The sequence below is a fragment of the Pantoea sp. C8B4 genome (genome assembly GCF_051336905.1).
In the GTDB taxonomy this organism is placed as follows: Bacteria; Pseudomonadota; Gammaproteobacteria; order Enterobacterales; family Enterobacteriaceae; genus Pantoea; species Pantoea rwandensis_B.
Window position 1 is genome coordinate 220,091 of the sequence record NZ_JBGMNK010000007.1, and the last position, 16,648, is coordinate 236,738.

Consider the following 16,648-nt stretch of genomic DNA (forward strand, 5'->3'; position numbering starts at 1 on the left):
TGACGCTGTTTTAATCGGAAACTGATATGGCTGAACCTCGTTTTATACATTTGCGCGTACACAGCGACTATTCGATGGTCGATGGCCTGGCGAAAACTAAGCCATTGGTCAAGAAGGCGGCTGCGCTTGGTATGCCGGCGATTGCGATTACCGATTATATCAACCTTTGCGGGTTGGTGCGTTTTTACGGCAGTGCGCACGATGCAGGCATCAAACCGATTATTGGTGCGGATTTCCACGTCGCCAGCGAATTGATGGGCGATGAGCTGACACAGCTCACGGTGCTTGCCGCCAACAACACTGGCTATCAGAACCTAACGTTGTTGATTTCGCGAGCGTATCAGCGTGGGTATGGTATTGCCGGGCCAATTATTGACCGTGACTGGCTGGTCGAACTGGGTGAAGGCATTATTCTGCTCTCCGGTGGACGCAAGGGCGATGTTGGCCGCAGTCTCCTGCGCGGCAACAGTGCGCTGGTATCGCAGAGCCTCAGTTTCTATCAGGAACACTTCCCTAATCGTTATTACCTCGAACTGACGCGGACCGGACGCGCTGATGAAGAGGCTTATCTGCATGCCGCCGTTGAGCTAGCGATTGCCGAAGGTGTGCCGGTGGTGGCCACCAACGAAGTCTGTTTCCTCAACGAAGAAGATTTTGACGCCCATGAAATTCGCGTGGCGATTCATGATGGCTTCACGCTGGACGATCCAAAACGCCCACGTCATTACAGTCCTCAGCAATATATGCGCAGCGAAGAGGAGATGTGCGAGCTGTTTTCGGACATCCCGGAAGCGCTGGAAAACAGCGTAGAGATTGCTAAGCGTTGTAACGTCACGGTACGCCTGGGTGAGTACTTCCTGCCGCAGTTCCCCACCGGTGAAATGACGACCGAAGATTTCCTCGTCATGAAATCTCGTGAAGGGCTGGAAGAGCGTCTTGAATTCCTGTTCCCGGATGACAAGCTGCGTGCGGAAAAGCGGCCAGAATATGATGAACGTCTTGAGATTGAACTTAACGTTATCAACCAGATGGGCTTCCCTGGCTACTTCCTGATCGTGATGGAGTTTATCCAGTGGTCGAAGGATAACGGTATCCCGGTTGGGCCCGGCCGTGGTTCAGGTGCGGGTTCATTAGTGGCGTATGCGCTGAAGATCACCGATCTCGATCCACTGGAATTTGACCTGCTGTTCGAACGCTTCCTTAACCCGGAACGTGTCTCAATGCCTGACTTCGACGTTGATTTCTGCATGGAGAAGCGCGATCAGGTGATCGATCATGTCGCTGAGATGTATGGGCGCGAAGCGGTCTCGCAGATCATCACTTTCGGTACCATGGCGGCGAAAGCGGTTATCCGCGACGTAGGACGCGTGCTCGGTCATCCGTATGGCTTTGTGGATCGCATCTCCAAGTTGATCCCGCCAGATCCCGGGATGACGCTGGAAAAAGCCTTTGAAGCGGAACCGCAACTGCCGGAAATCTACGAGGCAGATGAAGAGGTCAAAGCGCTGATCGATATGGCGCGCAAGCTGGAAGGTGTCACGCGTAACGCCGGTAAACACGCCGGTGGGGTGGTTATCGCACCGACCAAAATCACTGATTTTGCGCCGCTTTACTGTGACGAGAATGGCCAATTCCCGGTAACCCAGTTTGATAAAAATGATGTGGAATATGCCGGCCTGGTGAAGTTTGACTTCCTCGGCTTGCGTACGCTGACCATCATCGACTGGGCGCTGAAGATGATTAACCCGCGCCGCGCCAAAGAAGGGTTGGAGCCGATTGATATCGCCGCCATCCCGCTGGATGACAAGAAAAGCTTCGATATGCTGCAACGCTCGGAAACCACAGCGGTTTTCCAGCTTGAATCACGCGGCATGAAAGATCTGATTAAGCGTCTGAAGCCGGACTGCTTTGAAGACATGATCGCACTGGTGGCACTGTTCCGCCCGGGACCGTTGCAATCGGGCATGGTTGATAACTTCATTGACCGTAAGCACGGCCGTGAAGAAATTTCGTACCCGGATATTCAGTGGCAGCACGAAACCCTGAAGCCGGTACTGGAACCAACCTACGGCATCATCCTGTATCAGGAACAGGTGATGCAGATCGCTCAGGTGCTGTCGGGTTATACCCTGGGTGGTGCGGATATGCTGCGCCGTGCAATGGGTAAAAAGAAACCCGAAGAGATGGCTAAGCAACGTTCGGTGTTCCAGGACGGTGCAGAAAGCATGGGCGTGGATGGTGAACTCTCGATGAAGATCTTCGATCTGGTAGAGAAATTTGCCGGTTATGGCTTTAACAAGTCGCACTCGGCAGCCTATGCTTTGGTGTCTTATCAGACGCTGTGGCTGAAAGCGCACTACCCAGCAGAATTTATGGCCGCGGTAATGACCGCCGATATGGACAACACCGAGAAGGTTGTTGGCCTGGTGGATGAGTGCTGGCGCATGGGCCTGAAAGTGCTGCCGCCCGATATCAACTCCGGTCTGTATCCGTTCCATGTGAATGATGAAGGCGAAATCGTCTACGGTATCGGCGCCATTAAAGGCGTGGGTGAAGGGCCGATTGAAGCCATCATCGAAGCACGTAACGAAGGCGGCTACTTCAAAGAGCTGTTTGATCTCTGCGCTCGCACCGATACGAAAAAGATTAACCGCCGTGTGATGGAAAAGCTGATCATGTCGGGGGCTTTTGATCGCCTCGGTCCGCATCGTGCAGCCTTGATGAGCGCGCTCAGCGATGCTTTAAAAGCTGCGGATCAGCACGCAAAAGCAGAAGCCACCGGACAAGCCGACATGTTTGGCGTGCTGGCCGAAGAGCCTGAGCAGGTGGAGAAGTCATACACCAACATCACGCCATGGCCGGAACAGATTCAACTGGACGGTGAGCGTGAGACGCTGGGTTTGTATCTCACCGGCCACCCAATTAATCAGTATCTTAAAGAAATTGATCGCTACGTTGGCGGCATGCGCCTGAAGGACATGCATCCGACGGATCGTGGTAAAGTAACCATCGCGGCTGGGCTGGTGATTGCCGCCCGCGTGATGGTCACGAAACGCGGCAACCGAATTGGTATTTGTACTCTCGACGATCGCTCTGGTCGTCTGGAAGTGATGTTATTTACCGATGCGTTAGATAAATACCAGCAGTTGCTGGAGAAAGACCGTATCCTGATCGTCAGTGGACAGGTCAGCTTTGATGACTTTAGCGGTGGCCTTAAAATGACCGCTCGAGAAGTGATGGACATCGACGAAGCGCGGGAAAAATACGCGCGCGGACTTGCTATCTCGCTGACGGACAGGCAAATTGATGACCAGCTTTTAAACCGTCTCCGCCAGTCTCTGGAGCCTCATCGCTCCGGGACCATTCCGGTGCATCTCTATTATCAGAGAGCAGATGCGCGGGCGAAGCTGCGCTTTGGTGCAGCGTGGCGTATTTCGCCCAGCGATCGTTTACTCAACGATTTGCGGTCGTTAGTAGGATCGGAGCAGGTGGAACTGGAGTTTGACTAAAACAGGAACATTATGAGTCTTAATTACCTGGATTTTGAACAGCCAATCGCAGAACTGGAAGCGAAAATCGACTCGCTGAAGTCAATTGGCCGTTCGGATGAGAAACACGATATTAATCTGGATGAAGAAGTGCAGCGTTTGCGCGAAAAAAGCGTTGAGCTGACCCGTAAAATCTTCTCCGATTTAGGTGCATGGCAGGTTGCGCAGCTCGCGCGTCATCCGCTGCGCCCTTATACGCTGGACTATGTCCGCAACGCGTTTGATGATTTCGATGAGTTGGCTGGCGACCGCGCTTATGCCGATGACAAAGCGATTGTCGGCGGGATTGCCCGTCTTGATGGTCGTCCGGTGATGGTCATTGGCCATCAGAAAGGCCGTGAAACCAAAGAGAAAATCCGTCGTAACTTCGGTATGCCAGCACCAGAAGGCTACCGCAAAGCGCTGCGACTGATGGAGATGGCTGAACGCTTTAAAATGCCACTGATCACCTTCATCGACACCCCGGGTGCATACCCTGGTGTGGGCGCCGAAGAGCGTGGACAATCAGAAGCCATCGCACGCAACCTGCGTGAGATGTCAGGTCTGAAAATTCCGGTCATCTGTACCGTGATTGGCGAAGGCGGTTCCGGTGGCGCGCTGGCGATTGGCGTGGGCGACAAAGTGAACATGCTGCAGTACAGCACCTACTCGGTGATTTCACCGGAAGGCTGTGCTTCTATTCTGTGGAAAAGCGCTGATAAAGCGCCTTTGGCTGCCGAAGCGATGGGCATCACCGCCGATCGTCTGAAAGAGCTGAAGCTGATCGACTCGATCATCCCTGAACCTCTGGGTGGCGCGCATCGTCAACCAGTGGATATGGCGGCAAGCTTGAAAAAGCAACTGCTGGCGGATCTGGCGGATCTCGACGTGCTGAGCACGGAAGAGCTGCTTAACCGTCGCTATCAGCGCCTTATGAGCTACGGCTACGCGTAAGCCTGCTTGCTCATAAAGAAAAGCGGACTCCGGTCCGCTTTTTTTATGTCCGTTGATGACTGAGCGAGATCGTACGGACCGCTATGAGTCGGGCAGCAATGGCAATCTAACAATACTTCACATCAACAACACCGCATTCCAGAACATTCACCTCTCACTTTTCGCTATCCTTATTCAGTGCCATAACACCACAGGAGGTGAGCATTGAATATTATCGCGATCATGGGACCGCACGGCGCGTTCTACAAAGATGAACCGATTCGTGAACTGGACGCAGCCCTCAAGCTGCAAGGGTTCCAGACCGTCTATCCCAACAATGCCAGTGACCTGCTGAAACTGATAGAACACAACCCGCGTATCTGCGGCGTGGTTTTTGACTGGGACGATTACAGTCTGGCGCTGTGCAGCGACATCAATCAACTCAACGAATATCTGCCGCTGTATGCCTTTATCAACACCCATTCGCAGATGGATGTCAGCATTAACGAAATGCGCATGGCGCTGCAATTCTTTGAGTACGCACTCAATGCCGCTGACGACATCGCCTTGCACATCCGCCAGTACACCGATGAATACATCGATAAAATCATGCCGCCGCTCACCAAGGCGCTGTTCACCTACGTGAAAGAGGGCAAATACACCTTCTGTACGCCGGGCCACATGGGCGGCACCGCCTTCCAGAAAAGCCCGGTGGGCAGCCTGTTCTATGACTTCTTCGGTGCAAACACGCTCAAGGCGGATGTCTCCATCTCCGTCACCGAACTGGGGTCTCTGCTCGATCACACCGGCCCGCACCTCGAAGCAGAAGAGTATGTGGCGCGTACTTTTGGTGCTGAACAAAGCTATATGGTGACCAATGGCACCTCAACCTCGAACAAAATTGTTGGGATGTACGCTGCACCCGCAGGCAGTACGGTGCTGATTGACCGTAACTGCCACAAATCACTCACCCATCTGTTGATGATGAGCGACATCATCCCGATCTGGCTCAAGCCGACACGCAACGCACTCGGTATTTTGGGCGGTATCCCGCAGCGGGAGTTCACGCGTGATAGCATTCAGCAGAAAGTTAATCAGACACCACGCGCCAGTTGGCCGGTGCATGCCGTCATCACCAACTCCACTTACGATGGCCTGTTGTATAACACCCAGTACATCAAAGAGACGCTGGATGTGCCGTCGATTCATTTCGATTCAGCTTGGGTGCCGTACACTAACTTCCACCCGATCTACAGCGGCAAAAGTGGTATGAGCGGCGAGCGTATTCCCGGCAAAGTGATTTATGAAACGCAGTCGACGCACAAACTGCTGGCGGCGTTTTCGCAGGCCTCGCTGATTCACATCAAAGGTGATTACGACCACGACACCTTCAATGAAGCCTACATGATGCACACCACCACATCGCCGAGTTACGCGATTGTCTCATCGATTGAAACGGCGGCGGCGATGCTGCGCGGTAATCCGGGTAAGCGATTGATCAATCGCTCAGTTGAGCGCGCTCTGCATTTCCGTCGTGAGATTCAGCGACTGCGTGAAGAGTGCGATGGCTGGTTCTTCGACATCTGGCAGCCTGAGCAGATCGATGAAGCTGAGTGCTGGCCGATCCAGCCAGGCGAAGAGGACTGGCATGGATTCACCCATGCCGATCGTGATCACATGTACCTCGATCCGATCAAAGTCACCATCCTGACGCCCGGAATGAGTGAATTGGGGAAAATGGCGGATGAAGGCATTCCTGCGGCGCTGGTGGCGAAATTCCTCGATCAGCGCGGCGTGGTGGTAGAGAAGACCGGGCCGTACAATTTGCTGTTCCTGTTCAGCATCGGTATCGATAAAACCAAAGCCATGAGCGTGCTGCGTGGTCTGACTGAATTCAAACGCGCCTACGATCTTAATCTGCGGGTGAAAAACATGCTGCCGGATCTTTATGCCGAAGATCCCGATTTCTATCGCAATATGCGCATTCAGACGTTGGCGCAGGGCATTCATAACCTGATACGACAACACGATCTGCCACGCCTGATGCTGAAGGCTTTCGACGTATTACCTGAATCAAAAATGACGCCGCATCAGGCCTTCCAGCGCCAGGTGCAGGGGCAAGTCGAAACCGTCGATATCCGTGAGTTAGTGGGCCGGGTCTCTGCCAACATGATTCTGCCTTACCCGCCGGGCGTGCCGTTGGTGATGCCAGGTGAGATGATCACGGAGGAGAGCCGTGCAGTGCTCGATTTTCTGCTGATGCTCTGCACTATTGGACGGCACTATCCTGGATTTGAAACCGATATCCATGGTGCAACGCTCACCGACGATGGGCGCTATCTGGTGCGCGTGCTGCGTGAGGAAAACAGCCGTTAACTTCGGACAATTGCCTCTTTTCAGCGCGCTAACGAGCACGTAGGCTTAGCGGCTGATTCTTTAGGAGCCGCTATGCTGCAGATAAAACAGATCCACCACATTGCCATTATTGCCACCGATTATCAGCGCAGTAAGGCGTTTTACTGTGACGTGTTAGGTTTTGATTTGCTGGGTGAGTATTACCGCGCCGAGCGTGATTCGTGGAAAGGGGATCTGGGATTGAACGGGGTTTATACCATCGAACTGTTCTCGTTCCCCTCGCCGCCGCCACGCGTCAGTGGGCCGGAAGCCTGCGGTCTGCGTCATCTGGCGTTTTGTGTTGATGATGTTGAACAGTCGATTGTGGCGTTGGCTGCGAAAGGCGTGGTGTGCGAACCCATCCGCATTGACGCCCTGACCGGCAAAGCGTGCACTTTCTTTCCGGATCCAGACGGTTTGCCGCTGGAGCTGTATCAAGCGTAAACTAGCCACCGCTGCGGGCCGCAATCAGGCGGTTCGCGTTGACGGATTACGCTATGTCCTTTTCCCATCTTGCTTCGTTACTGACACCCGACGCCCGCTGTGTGCTGGCGTTCAGTGGCGGGTTGGATTCCACCGTATTGCTGCATCAGCTGGTGAGTTGGCAACGCCAGGTGCCCGAGTTGCAGGTGCGCGCGTTGCACGTCCATCATGGATTAAGCCCAAATGCGGAGCGCTGGGCGTCACATTGCCTGCATATCTGCCAGCAGTGGCAGATTCCCTGCGAAGTATTGCGTGTTCAGGTGGATGGTCGTGTAAAGGGCATTGAGGCGGCGGCCCGGGAAGCACGCTACCAGGCGTTATTTCAACAGCTGCAACCCGGTGAGCACTTACTTACGGCTCAGCACCTTGACGACCAGTGTGAAACGCTGTTGTTGGCGTTAAAAAGGGGCAGTGGTCCAGCAGGATTGGCGGGGATGCCCATCCTGCGCCAGGTGGGGAAAAATTCGCACCTGCGTCCGTTGCTGGATATCAGTCGTCAGCAACTCGAAGCCTATGCGACGGAACACGGCTTAGGCTGGATTGAAGATGAGAGTAACGCCGACAGCCGCTATGACCGTAATTTTCTTCGTCAGGACATTCTGCCGTTGCTGCAGACGCGCTGGCCACATTTTAACGCCGCCAGCGCCCGCAGTGCCGCGCTGTGTGGTGAGCAGGAGCAATTGCTGGATGAACTGCTGGCAGAACAGTTGGCCCAGCTCACTGATGAACAGGGCGCACTGCATTTTCCGCCATTGCTGGCGATGAGCGAAGTGCGACGCCATGCGCTTTTGCGTCGCTGGATTGCACAGCAGGGCGGCGCGATGCCTTCACGTGATGCCTTAAAACGTATCACCGATGAAGTGATGTGTAGCCGTGAAGATGCCAATCCCAGCCTGAGTTTTGCTGCCTTTACACTCCGCCGTTATCGCCAGCGGCTGTATTGGCTTAACGCGCATGCATCGCTGAGTCAGCACTCGCTAACCTGGCATGATCGTGAACAAGCGCTGCGGCTGCCCGAGAATTTAGGCGTATTACAGGCAAACCCGGCGATCGCCACCTTGCGTCAACCCACCGAGGACGAATCGATCAACGTTCGTTTTCAGGCCAGCGGCTATTATCATCTGCTGGGCCGCGCCGGAGGGCGCGAGATAAAAAAACTGTGGCAGGAGTTAGGTGTGCCACCCTGGCAGCGTGAACGTATTCCTTTGATTTACTACAACCAGATGCTGATCTGCGCACCGGGACTTTTTGTTACCCGAGAGGGTGCGGCCAGTGATGAGCAAGGCTGGCAAGCGATCTGGTTACAACAACAATAAGATGGAGAGCAATGATGAAACACTGGATGGCGGCAGTATTGCTGGCCGCTGCGTTGCCGGCTTTTGCCGACGGCGATGTAAATGCAGGCGCGCAAAAAGCAGCAACCTGCCTGGCGTGTCATGGCGCGGAAGGAAAAAGTGCTGTGCCGCTTTATCCCAATCTTGCCGGGCAACATGCGCCTTACCTGCTGCACTCCTTGCAGGCATATAAAAAAGGGGAGCGCAGCGGTGGTCAGGCCGAAGTGATGAAAGCGTTTGTGGCAGGATTGAGCGATCAGGATATGGAAGATTTATCGGCGTATTACAGTTCGCTGAAGCCGTAAGCGAGGAGGGCGGGATAGCATTCCCGCCCGGATGTGGTAGTTATTCGTCTTCGCTAACGATGACGGTGCCCAGCTCGGGATGACTGAAGCTGGCGATATGGTCAAGACGCAGTTCGCGGGTTTCACCGGAGAGATCGACCGTCAGGTACTCCACGTTTTTACGTGAGACCATGTCAACGGCTTTCGCCTTAAGCTGATCGCCGTTTTTTAACTCCAAAGACAGCGTCCAGTGTTTGGTGCAGGCGAGCTCGAGGCTATCGTAGTCATCGCAGTTGATGGGTTTGTAGGCTTCATTCGTCAACATAGTCGCTCACCAATAAGTTAGCAGCAGCATAAGCTGCTTGTTCCCTGACAGAAGAGTTTAGCGCAGAATTAGCGGCAATATCGTTGAGTGCGTTTAGCGCGCAACCTATCGCGTCTGGCACATACCCCAGGTCGCCACTGCCGATTTCGGCATACTTCTGGCGAACTAACTCACAATACTTTTGCACATACACCCCCTCAGCAGAGCTTAAATACTCTGGTTGATGAGCGACTATATCACAGGATTTTCATGGAAATCAGCCAGGGGAAGCCGCGATCTGTGCAAAGAAAAGTGTAAAAGTGACACACAGCGCTGGCCTTAAGCAGGAAGGCGGCGCACAAAAGGTTAAGTTGATGAACAGGTTATTCCGCGACACAACATCGTTCTTAAAGGCAGGTGACAGATGATCGTGCTGTCGCGTTCAGTCTCACTTGCAGACAACGAGGTCGAGCTCAGTGCCATTCGTGCACAAGGTGCCGGCGGGCAGCATGTGAATAAAACGTCCACCGCTATCCATCTGCGTTTTGATATCCATGCCTCTTCGCTGCCACCGTTCTACAAGGAACGTCTATTGGCTGCGAGCCACCATTTGATCACGGCAGAAGGCGTGGTGATCATCAAATCTCAGGAGTATCGCAGCCAGGAAATGAATCGCGAGGCGGCCCTGCAGCGGCTGATCAATCTGATTCGTGAGTTAACCACGGTGGAAAAAACTCGGCGAGCGACACGACCCACGCGTGCCTCTAAAGAGCGGAGGCTGGAGGGGAAATCACGGCGCAGTAATGTGAAAGCGATGCGGGGAAAAGTGCAATGATAAACGCCTCCAGCTGGAGGCGTTTCAGTATTACTTGTTCAGCGCTTTTGCCAGGAACTCGACAATATCGTGCTGTTTGATCATCTGCTTCTCGCTGGATGAACGTGCCTTGTACTCGATCTCTTCGTTATCGAGGTTACGGTCACCGATGACGATGGTGTGTGGCACGCCAATCAGTTCCATATCAGCAAACATCACGCCTGGACGCTCTTTGCGGTCATCCAGAATCACATCAATGCCTTTGGCACGGAGTTGGCTGTACAGCTCTTCTGCCAGCTCCTTCACGCGGAAAGATTTCTGCATGTTCATTGGCAAAATCGCCACTTCGAACGGTGCCAGCGCAGCCGGCCAGATGATGCCGCGTTCGTCATGGTTCTGCTCAATGGCCGCGGCGACAACACGGGTGATACCAATGCCGTAGCAACCCATGGTCATAATCTGGTTACGACCCTCTTCACCCTGAACGGCAGCTTTCATTGCGTCAGAATATTTGGTACCCAGCTGGAAGATGTGACCCACTTCGATACCACGTTTGATCTGCAGTGTGCCTTTGCCATCCGGGCTCGGATCACCTTCGACGACGTTACGGATATCTTCCACACGGGCTTCTGGCAAATCGCGTACCCAGTTGATACCGGCGAAGTGCTGACCATCAATGTTCGCGCCTGCGGAGAAATCGCTCATCTTTGCCACGGTGCGGTCGGCAATCACTGGCATGTTCAAACCCACCGGGCCGATTGAACCAAAGCCTGCGCCAACGGCTGCACGAATCGCTTCTTCACTGCCCATCTCCAGTGGAGAGGCAACGATATCCAGATGCTCGGCTTTAATTTCGTTTAGCTCGTGATCACCGCGAACCAGCAAGGCAACCAGTGCATGGCCGCTCTCTTCAGTACCTTTCACAATCAGCGTCTTCACGGTTTTCTCAACCGGGATCTGATGTTGCTCGACCAGCTCAGCAATGGTTTTCGCGTTTGGCGTAGCAAACTGCGTCATCGCCTGAGTTGCCGCTGGACGTTCACCCGCTGGCGCCACGGCTTCCGCTTTTTCGATGTTGGCGGCGTAATCGGATTCGCTGGAGAAGATCACATCATCTTCACCGCTCTGCGCCAGCACCTGGAATTCGTGAGAGCCGCTGCCGCCAATCGAACCGGTATCCGCTTGCACCGCACGGAAATCCAGCCCCATACGGCTGAAGCTCTGGCTGTAAGCGCGATACATCGCATCATAGGTTTCCTGCAAGGATTCCTGTGAGATGTGGAAGGAGTAGGCATCTTTCATGATGAACTCACGTGAGCGCATCACACCAAAACGAGGGCGCACTTCGTCACGGAATTTGGTCTGGATTTGATACAGATTCAGCGGCAGCTGTTTGTACGAGCTCAGCTCGTTGCGGATCAAATCGGTGACCACTTCTTCGTGAGTTGGCCCCAACACGAACGGACGCTCGTGGCGATCTTTAATGCGCAGCAGTTCTGGGCCGTACTGCTCCCAACGGCCGCTCTCTTCCCATAAATCGGCAGGCTGAACCACCGGCATGGAGATCTCAATCGCACCCGCGTTGTTCATCTCTTCGCGTACGATGTTTTCAACTTTTCGCAGCACGCGAACACCGGTCGGCAGCCAGGTATAAAGACCAGAAGCCAGTTTACGGATCATACCGGCGCGCAGCATCAGCTGGTGGCTGATCACTTCCGCATCGGATGGCGTCTCTTTCAGAGTAGAGAGCAGATATTGAGTAGTACGCATTGATTACGATTCCAGTTGTACGGAAGGACACGGACAAAAATTTTTCTGGCGGCTAGTGTACCAGCGAGATCATTCACTCAAAAGCTTGTTTTAGCGTGGATCGAGAGCGATCACTTCTGTGCCGATATCATCGATACGCCAGCGCACGTTAAAGTCGAGTAGCCAGGCAGCATACTCACGATCTTCCGCTTCACCTTTACGGTAAGCTGGGCGGGGATCCTGCGCTAAAACGTCAGCGATAAAACGTGCCAGATGGGGATAGTTTTTCTGCTGCTGGATTTGGTGCTGCGCCAGAGCAGAGAAACGTACGGGCATGGTGGCATCGGGGGCGCTCTGCGCAAAGCCGGCACGGGCATCGGGCAGGGCTTCAGCAAACGGCAGATACGGTTTGATATCGACTACCGGTGTGCCATCGACTAAATCCAGACTGCCGAGTTGCAAAATCACCTGCTGCTTATCACATCGAATGCCTTTCAACTCGACCAGCGACATGCCAATGGGGTTAGGGCGAAAGGTGGATCGGGTGGCGAAAACTCCCATGCGCGCGTTGCCGCCTAAGCGAGGAGGGCGCACGGTTGGGCGCCAACCGCCTTCCATGGTCTGATGGAAAACAAACAGCACCCAAAGATGGCTGAAGGCTTCAAGCCCCCGCACCGCTTCTGGCTGATTATAAGGCGGCAAGAGATGCAACTCGCCGCCACCATCCTGAACTAAGCCAGGCTGGCGCGGTACGGCAAATTTTTCTTTCCACGGCGAACGAATAACGCCGATTTGCGCAAAGGCAAAATCACTCATTGATTGGAAACTTTCAGTGCTGAGCCTTGGCAAATGGCCTGGCGATAGCAGCCTGGCGTGCTGGTGACGATTTCGCATTTATGCAGCAAAACAGCATTCGCTTTCATGTTGGCTGCTTTGATCTGCAGACGTTTACGCGCGGTGTTGATGTTCGGTGGCGAATCCTGGCTGCTGCTTTGGCAATCATCGGCGGAAACTTCACCCAGATCGCGGAACGGGTTGCTAACCAGATCGGTCGCATCGGTATAAATCTTCACTGGCGCAGGGCGAGGAGTGGGTTTGCGCTCAGGTTCGCTGGATGACTGTTGCGGACGAGCGGGGGCGCTGCTTATTGGGTGATATTCACGTACACACCCAGTTAGCATTAAGGCTAACAAGCAGAGCGGTAAGAAACGCATAGCAACATCCTCAATAGAAAAAAGTGGCGTTATTGAAACAAGGACGGGATTAAATAACAAGTCAGCAAAAAGAAAGGGCGGCCGAAGCCGCCCTGGATGGCATCAAAGGCGAAAATTACCAGCCTTTAACTGCACCACCGTTGAAGATTTTGTTCGCGGCTTCAGAAACTTCATCAGACTGATATGCCTGAACAAATTTCTTCACGTTTTCCGCATCTTTATTATCTTCACGGCTGACGATCAGGTTCACGTAAGGAGAATCTTTATCTTCCACAAAGATGCCATCTTTTGCTGGCGTCAGACCAATCTGGCTGGCGTAAGTGGTGTTGATCACCGCCAGAGCAATCTGCTGATCGTCCAGTGAACGTGGCAACTGTGGTGCTTCCAGCTCAACAATCTTCAGGTTTTTAGGGTTCTCAACGATATCCAGAGAGGTTGGCAGCAGGCCCACGCCATCTTTCAGTTTGATCAGGCCCACTTTCTGCAGCAGCAGCAGTGAACGACCGAGGTTGGTTGGATCGTTAGGAATCGCAACCTGTGCACCGTTTTGCAGTTCATCCAGTGACTTGATCTTTTTCGAGTAGCCAGCGATTGGATACACGAAGGTATTGCCGACCGGGACCAGTTTGTAGCCACGGTCTTTGATCTGCTGATCGAGATATGGCTTATGCTGGAAGGCGTTGACATCGATATCGCCTTTGCTCAGCGCTTCGTTTGGCAGCACGTAATCGTTAAAGGTCACCAGCTCAACATCCAGGTTGTATTTTTCTTTAGCGACTTTAACCGCAGTTTCAGCAACCTGCTGTTCAGCACCGACAATCACACCCACTTTGATGTGGTTTGGATCTTTAGCTTTCTGATCGCATCCTGCCAGCGCAATTGCGCCAATCAGAGCACCCACAGCGGCAATCTTTTTAAATGTGAAAGACATATCCTTTCCTTAATAGAGGACTATTGATGTTGTTTACTTATTTATGTGACACAGCACGGACAATGCGGTCGCCACAGAATTGAATGAGATACACCAGAACAACCAGCAAAATCAGCACGGTATTCATCACAGTGGCGTTATAGCCAATGTAACCATACTGATAGCCAATCTGACCCAAGCCACCTGCGCCGACCGCGCCGCCCATGGCGGAGTAGCCGACCAGCGTAATCAGAGTAATTGTAGCGGCATTCACCAGACCCGGCAGGGCTTCGGGTAGCAGCACTTTACGTACGATCTGCAGGGGAGTAGCGCCCATCGCGCGTGAGGCTTCAATCAAACCGGTTGGCAGCTCTAACAGCGCATTCTCAACCATACGCGCAATAAAGGGAGCGGCACCCACTGTCAATGGCACGATTGCGGCCTGCAAACCAATGGAGGTGCCGACAATCATGCGCGTGAAAGGAATCATCCACACCAGCAATATAATGAAGGGGATTGAACGGAAGATATTCACCACCGCTGAGAGCACGCGATAGAGTGTGCCATTGGCCAGAATTTGCCCTGGGCGAGTGACATATAGCAGCACGCCGACGGGCAGGCCGAGTACAAAACCAAAGAAACCAGAGACGAAGGTCATCATCAGCGTTTCCCAGACGCCACGCGTCAGTAACCACAGCATCGCTTCAGACATAACCCAGTACCTCTACTTTCACATGATTTTCTTTCAGCCAGGCAATCGCTGCCTGTGTATCTGTTTCACTGCCATCCATCTCGGCCAGCATGATGCCGAACTTAACGCCGCCGGCATAATCCATCTGGGCACTGATGATGTTGTTATTCACATTGAAGCGACGAGCAGCTTCTGAAAGCAGCGGCGCATCTACTGATTTGCCAGTGAACTCCATACGCAACAGCGGGACGCTTTCAGCAGAGGCTTGCGGCTGCATGCGCTGCTGGTAATCGTCTGGGATATCCAGATGCAGTGTCGATTGAATGAATTGCTGTGCCAATGGCGTTTTAGGATGTGAGAACACTTCACTAACGCTGTCTTTCTCAATCAGTTCGCCATTACTGATAACGGCAACCTGGTCGCAGATGCGTTTCACCACATCCATCTCATGAGTGATCAGCAGAATAGTGATCCCCAGACGGCGGTTGATGTCTTTTAATAATTCTAAGATGGAACGTGTGGTTGCTGGGTCGAGGGCGCTGGTGGCTTCATCACACAGCAAAACTTTTGGATTAGTGGCCAGCGCACGGGCAATTGCCACACGCTGTTTTTGCCCACCGGAAAGATTCGCGGGCCAGCTGTCGTGCTTGTCTGCCAGTCCAACTAACTCCAGCAGTTCAGTTACGCGGTTTTTAATCTGCTCGCGTGACAGGTTGCCCAATTCGAGCGGCAGCGCAACGTTACCGGCTACGGTCCGTGAGTTCATCAAATTGAAGTGCTGGAAGATCATGCCAATCTGACGGCGTGCCAGCGTCAGTTTTGAGGAGGAGAGGGCGGTCAAATCCTGCCCATCAACCAAAACACGCCCCGATGTTGGACGCTCAAGTAAATTAACGCAGCGAATCAGCGTACTTTTACCGGCACCGGAAGAACCGATGACGCCATAAATTTGTCCGGCAGGCACGTGCAGGCTGACGTTTGAAAGCGCCTGAATGGTGCGTGAACCTTGCTGGAACACTTTGGTAATGTTTTCGAGTTTAATCATTAGTTTAATAGTTATCGTGTTGCGTTGTCCGTGGTGTATCGGGTTTCACGCGATCGCGCTGCGTGAAATTTGGATGGATGTTAAGGCATCCAGACGGCTAAATCAATCGAAGTCATTCAATCTGCCATTCTCTCTATATATGCAATCATGCGATACTGTGCGGCATTATTTGCAGCAGGAGTTTCTACGTGTCGAACAAAGTCCCCGCTATTTTTCTAGATCGTGATGGCACCCTAAATGTCGATCATGGTTATGTTCACGAAATCGATAATTTTGAATTCATCGATGGCACCATTGAAGCGTTGCAGGCGCTAAAGAAGATGGGCTTCGCGCTGGTACTGGTGACCAACCAGTCCGGTATTGCGCGTGGCATGTTTACCGAAGACCAGTTTATGCAGCTCACCGAATGGATGGATTGGTCGCTGGCGGATCGTGATGTCGATCTTGATGGCATCTATTTCTGTCCTCATTTGCCAGATGCAACAGTAGAAGAGTATCGCCAGGCGTGTGATTGCCGTAAGCCGCAGCCGGGTATGCTGCTCTCTGCGCAGAAGCATCTGAACATCGATATGGCTGCTTCTTTTATGGTAGGTGACAAAATAGAAGATATGCAGGCAGCAGCAGCAGCAGGTGTGGGCACTAAAGTGTTGGTGCGTACGGGTAAGCCAGTTACCGCTGATGGCGAAAATGCAGCAGATTGGGTGCTTAATAGCCTGTCAGAGCTGCCTGGACGCATTAAGAAGGGCTGATTTAGGCGGTTTTGTGCAATTTTCAAGCGAACGAATAAAAACTTGAAAATTGCCCTTGCGCTTCCTCAGAACCTGCCTATAATGCGCCACCACTGAGACGGCAAAGCGGCAACGCAGACGGCTCAGCAGGGAGTGAAGAAATTCACCCCGCCGGAGAAAAACGCTGAAAAAAGTGTTTGACTCTGAAGGAGGAAAGCGTAATATACGCCACCTCGCA

The 16,648-nt window shown here is 53.1% G+C and carries 16 protein-coding genes; 8 read left to right on the forward strand and 8 right to left on the reverse strand.

The genetic code is table 11. From position 1 onward, the window contains the following. Positions 1 to 26 precede the first annotated feature (26 nt). From dnaE to ACCW76_RS11500, 6 genes are all read left to right on the forward strand, one after another. Positions 27 to 3,509: a DNA polymerase III subunit alpha gene (gene dnaE / locus ACCW76_RS11475; RefSeq protein ID WP_436338584.1), complete on the forward strand. Its 3,483-nt coding sequence runs from the start codon at positions 27 to 29 to the stop codon at positions 3,507 to 3,509. Between the two features lie 12 nt (positions 3,510 to 3,521). Next, complete coding sequence (gene accA / locus ACCW76_RS11480) at positions 3,522 to 4,481, forward strand: acetyl-CoA carboxylase carboxyl transferase subunit alpha (RefSeq protein WP_034829454.1); 960 nt, start codon at positions 3,522 to 3,524, stop codon at positions 4,479 to 4,481. A 204-nt stretch (positions 4,482 to 4,685) separates the two neighbouring features. Beyond that, positions 4,686 to 6,836, forward strand: a complete 2,151-nt coding sequence (locus ACCW76_RS11485) for a lysine decarboxylase LdcC (RefSeq protein ID WP_097118392.1) — start codon at positions 4,686 to 4,688, stop codon at positions 6,834 to 6,836. Positions 6,837 to 6,908: 72 nt separating this feature from the next. Then, complete coding sequence (locus ACCW76_RS11490; protein WP_038648896.1) at positions 6,909 to 7,298, forward strand: VOC family protein; 390 nt, start codon at positions 6,909 to 6,911, stop codon at positions 7,296 to 7,298. Positions 7,299 to 7,351: 53 nt separating this feature from the next. Continuing rightward, a complete protein-coding gene (tilS, locus tag ACCW76_RS11495; protein WP_436338585.1) occupies positions 7,352 to 8,653 on the forward strand; it encodes a tRNA lysidine(34) synthetase TilS in 1,302 nt (433 codons plus the stop codon). 14 nt (positions 8,654 to 8,667) lie between these two features. Beyond that, on the forward strand, positions 8,668 to 8,976 hold the full coding sequence (locus ACCW76_RS11500; RefSeq protein WP_436338591.1) for a c-type cytochrome: 309 nt from the start codon (positions 8,668 to 8,670) through the stop codon (positions 8,974 to 8,976). A gap of 40 nt (positions 8,977 to 9,016) precedes the next feature. On the opposite strand, the gene rof is transcribed toward ACCW76_RS11500, so the two are convergent. Then, on the reverse strand, positions 9,017 to 9,280 hold the full coding sequence (rof, locus tag ACCW76_RS11505) for a Rho-binding antiterminator (protein ID WP_038648888.1): 264 nt from the start codon (positions 9,278 to 9,280) through the stop codon (positions 9,017 to 9,019). Next, positions 9,267 to 9,467 carry a YaeP family protein gene (locus ACCW76_RS11510; RefSeq protein WP_013507964.1) on the reverse strand — a complete coding sequence of 67 codons (201 nt, stop codon included), beginning with the start codon at positions 9,465 to 9,467 and terminating at the stop codon, positions 9,267 to 9,269. The genes rof and ACCW76_RS11510 overlap by 14 nt, the downstream gene beginning before the upstream one ends. A 216-nt stretch (positions 9,468 to 9,683) precedes the next feature. On the opposite strand from ACCW76_RS11510, the gene arfB reads away from it, so the two are divergent. Then, positions 9,684 to 10,094: an alternative ribosome rescue aminoacyl-tRNA hydrolase ArfB gene (arfB, locus tag ACCW76_RS11515; RefSeq protein ID WP_038648886.1), complete on the forward strand. Its 411-nt coding sequence runs from the start codon at positions 9,684 to 9,686 to the stop codon at positions 10,092 to 10,094. A gap of 30 nt (positions 10,095 to 10,124) precedes the next feature. Here the strand turns inward: arfB and proS are convergent, their stop codons facing one another. The 6 genes from proS to metN form a co-directional block, all read right to left on the reverse strand. Beyond that, positions 10,125 to 11,843, reverse strand: a complete 1,719-nt coding sequence (gene proS, locus ACCW76_RS11520; RefSeq protein WP_045813798.1) for a proline--tRNA ligase — start codon at positions 11,841 to 11,843, stop codon at positions 10,125 to 10,127. A 90-nt stretch (positions 11,844 to 11,933) separates the two neighbouring features. Then, positions 11,934 to 12,638: a tRNA (N6-threonylcarbamoyladenosine(37)-N6)-methyltransferase TrmO gene (gene tsaA, locus ACCW76_RS11525; protein ID WP_045813797.1), complete on the reverse strand. Its 705-nt coding sequence runs from the start codon at positions 12,636 to 12,638 to the stop codon at positions 11,934 to 11,936. Then, positions 12,635 to 13,036 (reverse strand): Rcs stress response system protein RcsF, encoded by a 402-nt coding sequence (gene rcsF / locus ACCW76_RS11530; protein ID WP_084937309.1) that lies wholly within the window; start codon positions 13,034 to 13,036, stop codon positions 12,635 to 12,637. Before rcsF ends, tsaA begins: the two co-directional genes overlap by 4 nt. Positions 13,037 to 13,151: 115 nt before the next feature. Next, entirely contained in the window at positions 13,152 to 13,967 is an 816-nt protein-coding gene (locus ACCW76_RS11535) for a MetQ/NlpA family lipoprotein (RefSeq protein ID WP_436338586.1), read from the reverse strand. Positions 13,968 to 14,004: 37 nt separating this feature from the next. Next, positions 14,005 to 14,658, reverse strand: a complete 654-nt coding sequence (locus ACCW76_RS11540; RefSeq protein WP_034829428.1) for a methionine ABC transporter permease MetI — start codon at positions 14,656 to 14,658, stop codon at positions 14,005 to 14,007. Next, positions 14,651 to 15,682, reverse strand: a complete 1,032-nt coding sequence (gene metN / locus ACCW76_RS11545; protein WP_436338587.1) for a methionine ABC transporter ATP-binding protein MetN — start codon at positions 15,680 to 15,682, stop codon at positions 14,651 to 14,653. The genes ACCW76_RS11540 and metN overlap by 8 nt, the downstream gene beginning before the upstream one ends. A gap of 188 nt (positions 15,683 to 15,870) precedes the next feature. On the opposite strand from metN, the gene gmhB reads away from it, so the two are divergent. Continuing rightward, on the forward strand, positions 15,871 to 16,431 hold the full coding sequence (gene gmhB, locus ACCW76_RS11550; protein ID WP_436338588.1) for a D-glycero-beta-D-manno-heptose 1,7-bisphosphate 7-phosphatase: 561 nt from the start codon (positions 15,871 to 15,873) through the stop codon (positions 16,429 to 16,431). The last annotated feature ends 217 nt before the right edge of the window (positions 16,432 to 16,648 follow it).

Excerpts from the sequence above, each read along its gene's own strand:
- ACCW76_RS11490 (WP_038648896.1), top strand. The coding sequence starts at position 6,909 with ATGCTGCAGATAAAACAGATCCACCACATTGCCATTATTGCCACCGAT.
- rcsF (WP_084937309.1), bottom strand. The coding sequence starts at position 13,036 with ATGCGTTTCTTACCGCTCTGCTTGTTAGCCTTAATGCTAACTGGGTGT.
- dnaE (WP_436338584.1), top strand. The coding sequence starts at position 27 with ATGGCTGAACCTCGTTTTATACATTTGCGCGTACACAGCGACTATTCG.
- tsaA (WP_045813797.1), bottom strand. The coding sequence starts at position 12,638 with ATGAGTGATTTTGCCTTTGCGCAAATCGGCGTTATTCGTTCGCCGTGG.
- accA (WP_034829454.1), top strand. The coding sequence starts at position 3,522 with ATGAGTCTTAATTACCTGGATTTTGAACAGCCAATCGCAGAACTGGAA.
- metN (WP_436338587.1), bottom strand. The coding sequence starts at position 15,682 with ATGATTAAACTCGAAAACATTACCAAAGTGTTCCAGCAAGGTTCACGC.
- ACCW76_RS11500 (WP_436338591.1), top strand. The coding sequence starts at position 8,668 with ATGAAACACTGGATGGCGGCAGTATTGCTGGCCGCTGCGTTGCCGGCT.
- tilS (WP_436338585.1), top strand. The coding sequence starts at position 7,352 with ATGTCCTTTTCCCATCTTGCTTCGTTACTGACACCCGACGCCCGCTGT.
- ACCW76_RS11540 (WP_034829428.1), bottom strand. The coding sequence starts at position 14,658 with ATGTCTGAAGCGATGCTGTGGTTACTGACGCGTGGCGTCTGGGAAACG.
- proS (WP_045813798.1), bottom strand. The coding sequence starts at position 11,843 with ATGCGTACTACTCAATATCTGCTCTCTACTCTGAAAGAGACGCCATCC.
- rof (WP_038648888.1), bottom strand. The coding sequence starts at position 9,280 with ATGTTGACGAATGAAGCCTACAAACCCATCAACTGCGATGACTACGAT.
- ACCW76_RS11535 (WP_436338586.1), bottom strand. The coding sequence starts at position 13,967 with ATGTCTTTCACATTTAAAAAGATTGCCGCTGTGGGTGCTCTGATTGGC.
- arfB (WP_038648886.1), top strand. The coding sequence starts at position 9,684 with ATGATCGTGCTGTCGCGTTCAGTCTCACTTGCAGACAACGAGGTCGAG.